This is a genomic window from Thermohalobaculum sediminis, assembly GCF_023487995.1.
GTDB lineage: Bacteria > Pseudomonadota > Alphaproteobacteria > Rhodobacterales > Rhodobacteraceae > Thermohalobaculum > Thermohalobaculum sediminis.
This window is the reverse complement of the sequence record NZ_JAMFKN010000005.1, coordinates 317,109-330,140: the sequence shown is the minus strand read 5'-3', so window position 1 is coordinate 330,140 and position 13,032 is coordinate 317,109. Positions and strand designations below refer to the sequence as shown.

The following is a 13,032-nucleotide window of genomic DNA, read 5'->3' as shown; positions in this document are numbered from 1 at the left end:
CTTGTGGTGCTTGTTCGCCATTCTCGATCCTCCTCTGCTTCATCATAGAGGTGGACCAAATCGTCTGGGGAGGCTCAAGCGACGCCGGCATCGTCTTGACGCACGCACCCGAAAGGAAGCAGAGAGAGCGGCCCTCGACGTTATCCGGCGCGAGACGCCCCAAGCTGGAGTCCTGACAGTCCAGGACATCTGGAACGCCTACAGGGCCGATCGGGATGGACGTCGGGTTGCCGAGGCCATGAAGCACGAGAGCACTGCCGTGCTCGGGCATTTCGGGCATCTCCGGCCTGACCAGATCACCGACCAGCTCTGTAGGGACTACACCAGGATGCGTCGCCAGGCCGGCAAGAAGGACGGCACGATCTGGACCGAGCTCGGGCATCTGCGCACCGCCCTGGTCTGGGCCTCCAGACCGCCTCGCCGGATGATCGACGAGGCACCCTACATCGAACGGCCGCAGAAGCCTGCCCCCAAGGAGCGCTGGCTCACGACCCAGGAGATCGGCCAGCTCCTTGATGCCCCCATGGCCCATCACATCCGTCTCGCCATCCTCCTCATGCTGGGGACGGCCGGAAGGGTCACCGCCATTCTCGAGCTCACCTGGGACCGGGTCGATTTCGAGCATGGGGTAATCGATCTCCGAACCAGCGAGACAGGACCAAGGAAAGGCAGGGCCCGGGTACCGATGAACGACGGCCTGCGCGCTGCCCTCGCGGGCGCGCGACAGGCCGCCCTCACCGACCATGTGATCGAGTGGGGAGGGGAACCAGTGAAGTCGATCAAGACAGGGTTCAATGCAGCCGTGAAGGCTGCCGGTCTCAAGAACGTGACACCGCATGTCCTGCGCCACACGGCGGCTGTCCATCTCGTCGCCAACGGAGCCAGGATGGAACGGGTCAGCCAGTTCCTCGGCCACTCGTCGATCGCCGTGACGGAGCGGGTCTATGCCCGGTTTGCTCCTGACCATCTTCGTGAGGAGGCGGCGATCCTGGACTTCGCGAACCTGCGGAACCGGAAGGCTTAGGTTCAATGAACCCGAGAGCACTCTGTATATTCAGCATAAGTTGTTGAAATAATGGTAGGCCCGGCAGGATTCGAACCTGCAACCAAACCGTTATGAGCGGTCCGCTCTGACCGTTGAGCTACGGGCCCCCGCACCTCAGGGGATACTGCGGCGCGATGCGCCGGGTCAACGGGCGCGGTTTGCAAGGCCGCAGGCTTGCGCTAAAGGGTGCGGGCCCAACCCCCTGCGCCCATACCTTGCGGAGTGCGCCCATGACCGACCGACCGAGCCGTCTCACCTATGCCGATGCCGGCGTCGACATCGACGCGGGCAACGCGCTGGTCGAGCGCATCAAGCCCGCCGCGAAGTCCACCGACCGGCCGGGTGTGATGGCGGGCCTGGGCGGCTTCGGCGGGCTGTTCGACCTCAAGGCCGCGGGCTACACCGACCCCGTGCTGGTCGCCGCCACCGATGGCGTGGGCACGAAGCTGCGGATCGCCATCGACACCGGGCTTGTCGACACGGTGGGTATCGACCTCGTGGCGATGTGCGTGAACGATCTCGTCTGCCAGGGGGCCGAGCCGCTCCTATTCCTCGACTATTTCGCGACCGGCAAGCTGGGCGTCGGCGAGGCGGCGCGGGTGATCGAGGGAATTGCGGCGGGCTGCCGCGAGGCGGGCGCGGCGCTGATCGGCGGCGAGACCGCCGAGATGCCGGGCATGTATGCCGCGGGCGACTTCGACCTCGCGGGCTTCGCGGTGGGCGCGGCCGAGCGCGGGCAGCTTCTGCCCGCCGCGACCGCGCCGGGGGACGTGCTGCTGGGACTTTCCTCGTCGGGCGTGCATTCGAACGGCTACTCGCTGGTGCGCAAGACCGTCGAGCGTGCGGGGCTGGCCTGGGACGCGCCCTGCCCGTTCGGGGAAGGAACGCTCGGGGCGGCGCTGCTCGCGCCCACGCGGATCTATGTCCGGCCGCTCATGGCGGCGATCCGGGCCGGCGGCGTGAAGGCGCTTGCGCATATCACCGGGGGCGGCCTTACCGAGAACCTGCCGCGCGTGCTGTCGGACGGCGTGGCGGCGCGGATCGACCTGCGCGGCTGGCGGCTGCCGCCCGTGTTCCGCTGGCTCGCCACCACCGCCGGGCTGGACCAGGCCGAGCTTCTGCGCACCTTCAACGCCGGGATCGGAATGATCGTGGTGGTCGAGCCCGCGCGGGCCGAGGCGATCGCGGCCCTGCTGACCGAGGCGGGCGAGACCGTCCATCGGATCGGCCACCTGGTCGCCGGCGAGCAGCCGGAGGTGCATTACGAGGGAGTGCTGGCGTGACCCTTCCGCGCGCCCTGCCCCGGGTCGGGATCCTGATCTCGGGCTCGGGCTCGAACATGGTCGCGCTGATCGAGGGGATGCAGGACGGGCGCATCGCGGGGGCCCCGGCGATCGTGGTCTCGAACAACCCGGACGCCGCGGGGCTCGCCAAGGCGCAGGCGCGGGGCGTGGCGACGGCGGCGGTCGATCACCGCCCGTTCAGGGGCGACCGCGCGGCTTTCGACACGCAGGTCGACCGCGCGCTGCGCGACGCCGGGGTCGAGATCGTGGCCTGCGCGGGCTTCATGCGGATCATGACCGACGCGATGATCGAGGGCTGGGCCGGGCGGATGGTCAACATCCACCCCTCGATCCTGCCGCTCTTCAAGGGGCTCCACACCCATCAGCGGGCGCTCGACGCGGGGATGGCCGTGCATGGCTGCACCGTGCACGAGGTGACGCCCGAGCTCGACACCGGGACGATCCTGGGCCAGGCCGTCGTCCCCGTGCGGCCCGGCGACACGGCCGAGACGCTGGCCGCCCGCGTGCTGCGCCAGGAGCATCTGCTCTATCCGCGCTGCCTCGACGCCTTCCTGCGCGATCCGGACGCGGCGCGGGTGAACAGGCTCTCGATCCTGGCGGACGACGCCTGAGATGTCCGAGCCGGTCAGCGCCATCCGCAACATCGGGCCGAAATCGGTGCCGGGTTTCGCGCGGGCGGGGCTGCACACGGCCGAGGAGGTGAGGGCGCTGGGCGCGGTCGAGGCCTATCGCCGCCTCGTCCTCGCGGGAACGCGGCCGCATTTCATCGGCTTCTACGCGCTGGCGATGGGGCTTCAGGGTCGGCTGTGGTCCGACATCACGCCGCAGGAGAAGGCCGAGCTGCGGCGCGTCTTCGACGCGCTGGTCGCGGGCGCGGGCGCGGATGCGAGGGGCCGCTCGGATCTGGAAGCAGCCCTCAACCTGCTAGTCGTGCGCGACACGGAGTGATCCCGCCTTGCCGCCTTCACGCATGAAGAAGTGGTCAAGATATTGTTTTTAAACAATTTATAAATCACGCATCCGCAGGGGACGCGCCGCCCGGCATGGCTGGGCGGCGCGTCTTGCAGCGTGGTGGGATCAGCCGACGATCTCGATGCCCGCGAAGAAGAACGCGATCTCGATGGCGGCGTTCTCGTCCGAGTCCGAACCATGCACCGAGTTCTCGCCGATCGACAGCGCGAACTCCTTGCGGACGGTGCCCTCGGCGGCCTCGGCGGGGTTGGTCGCACCCATCACCTCGCGGTTCTTGGCCACGGCGTCCGCGCCCTCGAGCACCTGAACCACCACGGGCGCCGAGGCCATGAAGTCGCACAGCTCGTCATAGAATGGCCGCGCCTTGTGAACCTCGTAGAACTTGCCGGCCTGAGCCTTGGTCAAGTGAATCCGCTTCTGCGCCACGATCCGCAGGCCCGCCGCCTCGAACTTCGCGTTGATCGCGCCGGTGAGGTTGCGCTTGGTCGCGTCGGGCTTGATGATCGAGAGGGTGCGGGTGACGGCCATCGGACTTCTCCTGTCATGCAAATGGCCCCGCCGGACGGGGGCCATGGAATTTCGCGGGCGCAATAGCACGGGGGGCAGGGCGATGAAAGCGCATTTCGAGATGTTCGCGGGCTACAACGCCTGGGCGGATGACAGGCTCTATACCGCGATGGCGGCACTCACCGAAGACGAGGCGCGGGCTGATCTCGGCGCCTTCTTCGGGTCGGTCCACCGGACGCTCAACCACATCATGGTGGCCGACCTCATCTGGCTTGCGCGCCTGCGCGGACAGCCGAACCCGCCCTTCGCGCTCGACCACATCCTGCACGACGACCGCGAGGAATTGCGGGCGGCGCGGCGCGTGCTCGACGCCGACATCATCCGCTGCGTGGCGGCCTTCGCAGAGGCCGAACTCGCGGACGCGATCACCTACCGCCCGATCACCCTGCCCGAACCGGTGACCGGAACGCGGGCGGCGATCCTCGCGCATGTCTTCAACCACCAGACCCATCACCGCGGGTAGGTGCATGCGCTACTGACGCGGTTGCGGGGGATGCGCCCTCGCTCGACATGATCGTCTTCCAGAGAGAGGGGGCCTGATGTTCTTCGACGATCTGCCGGTAGGCTACAGCTTCGAGACGGCCGAGCGCGCGCTGGGCGAGGACGAGATCATCGCCTTCGCGAAGCAGTGGGACCCGCAATCCTTCCACACCGACCCGGAGGCCGCGCGGGCCTCGCCCTATGGCGGGCTGATCGCGAGCGGCTATCACACGCTGCTGACCGCCTTTACGCTGGAACTGGCGGCCAATGTCTGGACCGAGGCGAGCATGGGCTCGCCTGGGATGGACGCGCTTCGCTGGCTGAAGCCCGTGCGCCCCGGCGACCGGCTGCGGCTGCGGGTCGAGGTGACGGAATCGCGCGCCTCGCGCTCGAAGCCTGACCGCGGCATCGCCCGCTTCGCCCATACCGTGCTCAACCAGAACGACGAGGCGGTGATGACCTACGACACGATGGTGATCCTGGCGCGCCGGCCCGGCGCGGCGGGGTGAGGGGGCGCGGAGAGCGGGCGCGGGCGCGAACGCGATCCTGCGAGGCCCCGGATCAAGTCCGGGGCGGCGTGGGGAGGGGCGTAACGAGCCCCGCGAGGTCCCGATCCAAGCCCGGGACAGCGCATTGCGGTGGTGGCGCCAGCCGCTGCCCCGGCCTTGAGCCGGGGCCGCGAGCCACCTGCCGCCGCTATTCCGCCGCCTGCGCCATCGGCGCGGGGCCGCCCGAGCGGAACTGCGCCATCAGCGCGGCCTGTTCCTCGGCGGCGCGGGCGGCGGCCGCCTGCTTCACATGGCCGAAGCCACGCACCTTGAGCGGCAGCCGCGCAAGCGCGATGGCGGTCTCGGCATTCTCGGGAGTGAGCCCGGCCATGACCTCGCCCATCAGCTTCGCGTAGTCGCGGATCGCGCGGCGCTCGGCCCGACGCTCGGCCGACCAGCCGAAGGGGTCGAAGGGGGTGCCGCGCAGCGCCTTGCCGCGGCGCAGGAGCCTCAATGCCTTCAGCATCCAAGGGCCGAACTCGGACTTGACCGGGCGGCCCTCCTTGTCCTTTCGCCCCAGGATCGGCGGCGCCATGTGGAAGGTGACGCGCTTCACGTCGTCGAAGGCGTCCGCAAGCTCGGCCTCCAGCGTCTCGGCGTGCAGGCGCGCGACCTCGTATTCGTCCTTGTAGACCATGAGCTTGAAATAGCCTTCGGCCAGAGCTTCGGCGAAGCCCTCGGCGCCGGCCTTCTGTTCGGCCGCCTGCGCCGCCTCGACTAGGCGCAGGTAGCGCCGCTTCAGCCGTGCGTTCTGGTAGCCGACGAGGAAATCAGCGCGCCGGGCGATCTTCTGCTCGGGCGTCTCGGGCGTGTCGGCCTTGCCGTCGATGGCCGCGCGCGCGTCGGCGGGGAAGGCCACCGCCCAGCGGCCGATGGCGAAGGCACGCAGGTTGCCCTCGACGCCCGCACCGTTGAGTTCGATCGCCTTATGGATCGCCTCGCGCGACAGCGGCACCATGCCCGCCTGCCAGGCGGCCCCCAGCAGCAGGACATTGGCGAAGATCGCGTCGCCCAGCATGACCTCGGACAGGCGCTGGGCATCGACCATCGTCAGCGCCTCGGCGCCCACCCGACGCTCGAGCTGCAGGCGCAGGCCCGAGGACGGAATGCGGAACTCGGTGTCATGGGTGAAATCGCCGGTCACGATCTCGGCACTGTTGCACAGCACGCGGGTGCGACCACGCTCCATCGCCTGCATGGTCTTGGGCGCTGCGGTCACCACCAGATCGCCGCCGATCACGGCATCGGCCTCGCCCGCCGCCACGCGCACCGAGGTGATGTCCTCGGGCCGGGGCGCGATCCGGGTGTGGATCGAGACCGCGCCGCCCTTCTGCGCGAGGCCCGCCATCTGCATTTCGGACGCGCCCTTGCCCTCGAGATGCGCGGCCATGGTCAGCAGCGCGCCCACCGTAACCACACCCGTGCCGCCCACGCCGGTGATCAGCATGTTCCACGGGCCCCTCATCACCGGCAGCGCAGGCTCGGGCAGGTCCGGCAGCGCGAAGTCGGAGGCCGCGCGCGCTTTCGGCTTCGCGCCCTCGACGGTGACGAAGCTGGGGCAGAAGCCCTTGAGGCACGAGAAATCCTTGTTGCAGGCCGACTGGTCGATCTGGCGCTTGCGGCCGAAGGGGGTTTCCTTGGGCAGGATCGCCACGCAGTTCGACTGCACGCCGCAATCGCCGCAGCCCTCGCAGACCGCCGGGTTGATGAAGACACGGCGGTCGGGATCAGGGAAGGTCCCGCGCTTGCGGCGGCGGCGCTTTTCCGCCGCGCAGGTCTGGACGTAGAGGATGGCGGTGACGCCGGGCACCTCGGCCAGTTCGCGCTGCACGGCCATCAGGTTCTCGCGCGGGTGCACCTGCACGCGGGGCGGCAAGTCGGGGGTGCCCTCCTTCTCGTCGACCACGGCGACCAGGCGCTTGACGCCCGCGGCCATCACCTCCTCGGCGATCTGGCGGGGCTTGAGGCCGCCCTCGTGCCGCTGGCCGCCGGTCATCGCGACCGCGTCGTTGTAGAGGATCTTGTAGGTCATGGTGACGCCGGCATCGACGGCCGCGCGGATCGCCATGATCCCGGAATGGTTGTAGGTGCCGTCGCCGAGGTTCTGGAAGACGTGCCCGCGCTTCGAGAACGGCGCCTCGCCGATCCAGTTCGCGCCCTCGCCGCCCATATGGGTGAAGCCCAGCGTCTCGCGGTCCATCCACTGGACCATGTAGTGGCAGCCGATGCCGGCATATGCGCGGCTGCCCTCGGGGATCACGGTCGATGAGTTGTGCGGGCAGCCCGCGCAGAACCAGGGCTTGCGCTCCGCCAGCTGGGGGGCGTTGCCTTCCTCGGCCAGCCGCGCGATGCGGGCTAGGCCCTCGTCCATCGGGGGGTGGTGGATGCCCTCGGCCCCCAGCACGCGGCCGAGGCTGCGAGCGATGCCGGCGGGGTTGAGGTCCATCTTCACCGAGAAGAGCACCTCGCCCGCCTCGTCCTTCCAGCCGACCACGCGGGGGCGGGAGGCGGCGTTGTAGAGCACCTCCTTGAGCTGTGTCTCGATGACGGCGCGCTTCTCCTCGACGACGACGATGAGGTCGAGCCCCTCGGCCCATTCCCTGAGCGCCGTCATCTCGAGCGGCCAGACCATGCCGACCTTGTAGGTGGTGAGCCCCAGCGCCCGGCAGGCCGCATCGTCGAGCCCCAGCATCTCCATCGCGTGGCGCACATCGAGCCAGGTCTTGCCGGAGGCGACGATGCCGATCCGCGCGCCGCGCTGCCCGTGCACGCGACGGTCGAGCCGGTTCGCCCGTGCGAAGGCCTGCGCGGCGAAGCGCTTGTAGTCGTGAAGCCGGGCTTCCTGCTCCTGCGGCGTGTCGCCGAGGCGGATGTTGAGCCCGCCCTCGGGCATGGCGAAATCGGTCGGCAGCGCGATCTGGAGCCGATGCGGGTCGCCGTCGATCACGGCGGTGGCCTCGACCGTGTCCTTCATCGACTTGATGCCGACCCAGAGGCCGGAATAGCGGCTCATCGCCCAGCCGATCAGCATGTAGTCGATCAGCTCCGGCACGCCCGCGGGGCTGAGGATCGGCATCATCACGTCCATCAGCGCAAGCTCGGTCTGGTGGCAGGTGGTCGAGCTCTCGCAGGTGTGGTCGTCGCCCATCGCCACCAGCACGCCGCCATGCTTCGACGAGCCCGCGAAATTGGCGTGGCGGAACACGTCGCCCGAGCGGTCGATGCCCGGCCCCTTGGCATAGAACAGGCCGAAGACGCCGTCATGCCTGCCCTCGCCCCGCAGTTCGGCCTGCTGCGAGCCCCAGAGCGCGGTGGCGGCGAGGTCCTCGTTCAGTCCCGGCTGGAACCTGACCTGCGCGGGTTCGAGATACTTCGCGGCCTGGGTGAAGGTCACGTCGACCGCGCCCAGCGGCGAGCCGCGATAGCCCGTGACATAGCCCGCCGTGTTCAGCCCCGCCGCGCGGTCGCGCTCGCGCTGCATCAGCGTGGCGCGCACCAGTGCCTGAATGCCCGAGACGAGCACCGGCGATTTCGTCAGGTCATAGCGGTCGGTCAGGCGGACATCGCGCAGATCCATGGGTGTCTCCCTGCGGCTTCACGGCGCGGACGGGTGCCTTCTGAGAATATGTGCACTCGTTTCCCGCGGAATAAAAGGTAAATGATTATGACCTATCCGGCAAGCTCCGATCGCGCAACCTGACGTTGTATTGCGCTTGGCGAACGCGTCTTTCTATCCTATTATAATTAAAGTGCTTCTGCGTAAGGGAGGCGCCTGTGTCGATGCGTTTGTGGACTCGTTTGACTGCGTATTCGCGTGAGGCCGAAAGCCGATATCCGCCACTGGGCGGATTTATCCCGGTTCGTGGCGCAGCGGTACATTACCTGACGGACGGCCCCGACCGGGGAATGACGCTGGTGCTGCTGCACGGGGCAAGCGGAAATCTGCGGGACTGGACGCTGTCGCTGATGCCGCGCCTTGCGCGCCGGCACCGGGTGATCGCGCTGGACCGCCCCGGCATGGGCCATTCCGGCGCGGTCGCCGGCGGCACGCGCCTCGACGTTCAGACGGAAGTGCTGGCCGGCGCGCTCGAGCGGATGGGCGTCGGTCGCTACTGCCTGATCGGACACAGTTATTCGGGATCGCTGGCGCTGGCCTGGGCGCTGGCCCGGCCCGAGTCGGTGGCGGGCGTCGCGCTGATCGCCGGCGCCGCGATGGACTGGGGCGGTGCGCTGGCCGCGACCTACCGCATCGCGGGCATGCCGGTGATCGGGCACGCCTTCAGCCGGATCGCGCCGCTCACCATCGACGGCGCGCGGATCGAGACGGCGCTGGCCGAGATCTTCGCGCCGCAGCCCGTGCCCGCGCGTTACCGGCGCGAGATCGGCGCGGAGCTCGCGCTCAGGCCGCGCACCTTCCGCGTCAACTACCGCGCGGTCTACACGCTGCATCGCCAGATCGTGCCGCTCAGCGCGCGCTATCAGGAACTGCGCTGCCCGGTCGAGATCGTGCATGGCGACACCGACGGCATCGTGCCTGCCGATGTCCACGCGATCCCGCTGGCCGAGCGGCTGGACCGGGCGCACCTGACGCTGCTGCCCGGCATCGGCCACATGCCCCACCACGCCGCGCCCGCCGCGGTGATGGCCGCGATCGAGCGCCTCGTTTCGCGGGCCTCGGCCCGCCCGCGCAGGCCGATGGCTCACGCCCCCCAGCGCCAGAGCCCCGGCCCCTCGGTCCTGTAGGCGCCCGAGAGCACCATCTTGTGGACCTCGTCGGCGCCGTCGACCAGCCGCGCCTGCCGGGCATAGCGGTAGATCCATTCGAGCACGGTGTCGGTCGAATAGCCGCGCGCGCCGCAGATCTGGATGCAGTCGTCGGCGGCGCGGTGAAGCGTCTCGGCCATGTGGACCTTGGCCATCGACACGGCGGTTTTGGCCCGGTCGCCCTGGTCCAGCAGCCACGCCGCCTTCATCACCAGGAGCCGTCCCACCTCGATCTGGTAGGCGAGGTTGCCCAGCTTCACCTGCACGGTCTCGCGGTTGATGAGGCGCGTGCCGAAGCCCTCGCGCTCGCGGGCGTAGGTGGTGGCGATCTCCATGCAGCGTTTCGCCAGTCCCAGCCAGCGCATGCAGTGGGTGAGCCGCGCGGGGCCAAGCCGGATCTGGGTGACCTTGAAGCCGTCGCCGGGCTGCATCAGCACGTGCTCGTCGGGGATCTCCATCCCCTCGAACACCAGTTCGCAATGGCCGCCATGCTCCTCGGGGCCCATGATGCCGATGCGCCGATCGATCCGCCATCCGGGCCGGGCCGCGTCGAACAGGAAGGCGGTCAGCCCCTTGCGCGCATCGTCCGAGGTGCGGGCCATCAGGATGAAGCGCCCTGCCCCCTCGGCCCCGGTGATGAACCACTTGCGGCCCCAGATGCGGTATCCGGTGTTCGTGCGCTCGGCCCGCGTGATCATCATCGTGGGGTCCGAGCCCGAGCCCGGATGCGGCTCGGTCATTGCGAAAGCCGAGCGCATCTCGCCTGCGATGACGGGCTTCAGCCACCATTCCTGCTGTTGGGGCGTGCCGACCTGCGCCAGAAGCCGCATGTTGCCGTCGTCGGGCGCCGCCGCGTTGAAGCAGGCCGGGCCGAAGACGGATCGGTTCATCTCCTCGTAGGCCGCCGCCAGCCCGACGAAGGGCAGACCCAGCCCGCCAAGCGCGCGCGGCACGTTGGGCGCCCAGAGGCCGGCCTCCTTGACCTTCTCACGCAGCCCGCGCAGCACCGCGACCGGCAGGTTGCCGTGATCCGCGAAACTCGCTGGGTCGTCCTCGAGCGGCAGGATGTGGTCGGCCACGAAGGCGGCGACGCGGGCGCGGTAGTCCTCGCAGTCGGGCGGCAGGCGGAAATCCATGGCAGTCCCCTTCAGAGCGGGCGGCAGAGATGCCCGCCATCGACGGGCAACGTCACCCCCGTGATGTAGCCCCCGGCATCCGACAGAAGCAACTCGAGCGGGCCGTCGAGGTCCTGGGGTGTGCCGAAGCGGCGCATCGGGATCGTCTTGCGGATCGCCTCGCCCTCGGCGCTCTCAAGGAAGTCGCGGTTGATCTCGGTCGGTACGTAGCCGGGCGCCAGCGCGTTCACCCGGATGCCCATGCGCGCCCATTCGAGCGCGAGACAGCGCGTGAGGTGCACCACCGCCGCCTTCGAGGCGGCATAGGCCGCGACCCCCGCCCCGGTGCCGAAGCCGAGGATCGAGGCGGTCGACACAATCGCGCCGCCGCCGTTTCCGGCCATCGCCTTCGCCGCCTCGCGCGCCACGGTGAAGGCGCCGGTGAGGTTCGTGTCGATCACGCGCGCCCAGTCGTCGTCCGTCATCTCGATCGCCCGCCCGCCCCAGGCGATACCGGCATTGTTCACTAGGCCATCGAGCCGCCCCTCGGCCCCGACCACACGGGCAATGCCGGCGGCGATCGAGGCTGGGTCTGTCACGTCCATCGCGACAGGGTGGATCGACCCTGTCGCGCCTCGTGCCAGCGCGTCGAGCGCCTCGATCCGGCGCGCCGCCGCCCAGACCCGCGCGCCGCGCCCGGCCAGGAAGCCCGCCATGTGCGCGCCAAGCCCGCTCGACGCCCCGGTCACCAGAATCACCTTGCCCGCGAGGCTCATCGCATCCCTCCGCTGCTTGTCCGTGGCTTGCTCCGCCGGCGGCAGGTCCATGCCGTCCGGGGCGCGTTTCTGAAACCTGCTTCACAATTGCAGGGACGATCGATCTATGTCTAGGACGGTTGACAGTTTCCATGCTACGAAAACCCTATCCGCGAGACAGAAACCCGATCACCTGGGGGATTCTTCCATGGCCGACGTCGAGCAAGCCGAAATCACCGCGATGACCGACGCGGTTCGCCAGATCGGCGACAGCTGGACGATGCTGATCATCTGGGCGTCGTTGCGCGGCATCACCCGTTTCGACACCTTCCAGCGCCGGCTCGGCGTCGCGCGCAACATCCTGTCGAACCGGCTCGCGCGGCTGGTGGACGAGGGGATCCTCGAGAAGCGCCCCGTCCATGCCGGGGCGCGGCGGCTGGAATACCGCATCACGACCAAGGGCGAGGCGCTGCGCCCCGTGCTCGAATGGATCGAGGACTGGGGCGGCCGGAATCGCCGCGCGCGGCCGCATCAGCGCTGAGCCTCAGCGATAGCGCCTGAGCACCGTGGCGGCGGTCTCGAGCGACATGGCGGCGCGGCTCACATCCTGCGCCGCGCGGTCGCAGATCTGCTTCGACATCACGTAGTTGTCGGCGCAGCGCACCGCGGTGCGCAGCTGCGCCCCCTGCTTCGCGACCTCGGCCTTGTAGGCGTCGAAGCGCCCCGTACGCTGCGCCTCGGCGATGCCATCGAGCACCTCGGCGCAGTTCACGCCCTGCCCGCGCAGCGCGACGCCCAGCGCCTCCTCGGCGCCCGGGGCGAGGCACAGCTTCCAGACGACGTCGAGCTGGACGGCGGGGAACAGCCGGATCAGCGTGCGATGACGCGGCGCCAGCGCCATGAAGCCGTTGCGCACACCCGCGGGCGCCCAGAACTCGTAGGAGACAAGGAAGCTGAGCGCCGCGATCCGTCCGCCGCTGCCATCGGGGGCGGGGACATAATCCTCAGGCAGTTGCGGCACCGCGAGCCCCTCGCGGACGAAGTTCACGATCCGCGAGGCGGGGATGTCCAGCGTGCCGTCGGCCGCGAAGGGCACCAGCGCCACCTCGGCGCCGAAGGGCAAGGGGCTCATGCGCATCAGCACCGTGCGGCCGTCCATGTCGAGCACGGCCTCGGCCGTGTCGCCGACCCGGTCGGCCGAGAACCGCTGCCGCCGGCCGGCCGCATCGTGGAAGGTGCCGCGGAACCCTTCGGCGTCCGGCGCAATCTCAATCGCGGCGCCGGCCGCGTCGGCCATGCCCTCGTAGCGCCCCCCCAGCGTGTCGGCGACCTGCGCCTCGGCCGCCGCCTGCACCCAGACGAGCGCGACCAGTGCAGCGAGCACCCGCAGCATGTGCCTCTTGCCGGTTCCCATCCCATCCCCATTTTTCTGCCCAAGTGTCGCTTTGTGGGTATACTCCGATCCGACGAAGGCGCAAACCG

At 69.3% G+C, this 13,032-nt stretch carries 13 protein-coding genes and 1 tRNA gene; 8 read left to right on the top strand and 6 right to left on the bottom strand.

What is annotated here, in order from left to right; all coding sequences use genetic code 11:
- The first annotated feature begins 238 nt into the window (after nucleotides 1–238).
- The gene (locus tag M1105_RS12930; RefSeq protein ID WP_249580781.1) at nucleotides 239–1,024 is read left to right on the top strand and encodes a tyrosine-type recombinase/integrase; all 786 of its coding nucleotides are present in this window, start codon (nucleotides 239–241) and stop codon (nucleotides 1,022–1,024) included.
- Nucleotides 1,025–1,076: 52 nt separating this feature from the next.
- Here M1105_RS12930 and M1105_RS12925 read toward each other — a convergent pair.
- A tRNA-Ile gene (locus M1105_RS12925) sits at nucleotides 1,077–1,152 on the bottom strand.
- 123 nt (nucleotides 1,153–1,275) lie between these two features.
- Here M1105_RS12925 and purM point away from each other — a divergent pair.
- From purM to M1105_RS12910, 3 genes are read left to right on the top strand one after another with little or no spacing between them, the layout of a single operon-like run.
- A complete protein-coding gene (purM, locus tag M1105_RS12920) occupies nucleotides 1,276–2,328 on the top strand; it encodes a phosphoribosylformylglycinamidine cyclo-ligase (RefSeq protein ID WP_249580780.1) in 1,053 nt (350 codons plus the stop codon).
- Nucleotides 2,325–2,960: a phosphoribosylglycinamide formyltransferase gene (purN, locus tag M1105_RS12915; protein WP_319936793.1), complete on the top strand. Its 636-nt coding sequence runs from the start codon at nucleotides 2,325–2,327 to the stop codon at nucleotides 2,958–2,960. The genes purM and purN overlap by 4 nt, the downstream gene beginning before the upstream one ends.
- A gap of 1 nt (nucleotide 2,961) precedes the next feature.
- Nucleotides 2,962–3,297, top strand: a complete 336-nt coding sequence (locus M1105_RS12910; RefSeq protein ID WP_249580779.1) for a TfoX/Sxy family DNA transformation protein — start codon at nucleotides 2,962–2,964, stop codon at nucleotides 3,295–3,297.
- 129 nt (nucleotides 3,298–3,426) lie between these two features.
- On the opposite strand, the gene ndk is transcribed toward M1105_RS12910, so the two are convergent.
- Complete coding sequence (gene ndk, locus M1105_RS12905) at nucleotides 3,427–3,849, bottom strand: nucleoside-diphosphate kinase (RefSeq protein WP_249580778.1); 423 nt, start codon at nucleotides 3,847–3,849, stop codon at nucleotides 3,427–3,429.
- Nucleotides 3,850–3,931: 82 nt separating this feature from the next.
- Between ndk and M1105_RS12900 the strand changes: the two genes are divergently transcribed.
- Both M1105_RS12900 and M1105_RS12895 read left to right on the top strand, forming a co-directional pair.
- Entirely contained in the window at nucleotides 3,932–4,351 is a 420-nt protein-coding gene (locus M1105_RS12900; RefSeq protein ID WP_249580777.1) for a DinB family protein, read from the top strand.
- Between the two features lie 76 nt (nucleotides 4,352–4,427).
- Complete coding sequence (locus tag M1105_RS12895; RefSeq protein ID WP_249580776.1) at nucleotides 4,428–4,877, top strand: MaoC family dehydratase; 450 nt, start codon at nucleotides 4,428–4,430, stop codon at nucleotides 4,875–4,877.
- A 187-nt stretch (nucleotides 4,878–5,064) separates the two neighbouring features.
- Here the strand turns inward: M1105_RS12895 and M1105_RS12890 are convergent, their stop codons facing one another.
- Nucleotides 5,065–8,493 (bottom strand): indolepyruvate ferredoxin oxidoreductase family protein, encoded by a 3,429-nt coding sequence (locus tag M1105_RS12890; RefSeq protein WP_249580775.1) that lies wholly within the window; start codon nucleotides 8,491–8,493, stop codon nucleotides 5,065–5,067.
- A 329-nt stretch (nucleotides 8,494–8,822) separates the two neighbouring features.
- Between M1105_RS12890 and M1105_RS12885 the strand changes: the two genes are divergently transcribed.
- On the top strand, nucleotides 8,823–9,659 hold the full coding sequence (locus tag M1105_RS12885; RefSeq protein ID WP_249580774.1) for an alpha/beta fold hydrolase: 837 nt from the start codon (nucleotides 8,823–8,825) through the stop codon (nucleotides 9,657–9,659).
- Here M1105_RS12885 and M1105_RS12880 read toward each other — a convergent pair.
- Nucleotides 9,617–10,816, bottom strand: a complete 1,200-nt coding sequence (locus M1105_RS12880; RefSeq protein WP_249580773.1) for an acyl-CoA dehydrogenase family protein — start codon at nucleotides 10,814–10,816, stop codon at nucleotides 9,617–9,619. The two genes, M1105_RS12885 and M1105_RS12880, sit on opposite strands and share 43 nt — an antisense overlap.
- Before the next feature lie 11 nt (nucleotides 10,817–10,827).
- Nucleotides 10,828–11,571, bottom strand: a complete 744-nt coding sequence (locus tag M1105_RS12875; protein ID WP_249580772.1) for an SDR family NAD(P)-dependent oxidoreductase — start codon at nucleotides 11,569–11,571, stop codon at nucleotides 10,828–10,830.
- A gap of 187 nt (nucleotides 11,572–11,758) precedes the next feature.
- Here M1105_RS12875 and M1105_RS12870 point away from each other — a divergent pair, with 187 nt between their 5' ends.
- Nucleotides 11,759–12,091 carry a winged helix-turn-helix transcriptional regulator gene (locus M1105_RS12870; RefSeq protein ID WP_249580771.1) on the top strand — a complete coding sequence of 111 codons (333 nt, stop codon included), beginning with the start codon at nucleotides 11,759–11,761 and terminating at the stop codon, nucleotides 12,089–12,091.
- 3 nt (nucleotides 12,092–12,094) lie between these two features.
- Here the strand turns inward: M1105_RS12870 and M1105_RS12865 are convergent, their stop codons facing one another.
- A complete protein-coding gene (locus M1105_RS12865) occupies nucleotides 12,095–12,964 on the bottom strand; it encodes a hypothetical protein (protein WP_249580770.1) in 870 nt (289 codons plus the stop codon).
- Nucleotides 12,965–13,032: the final 68 nt, after the last annotated feature.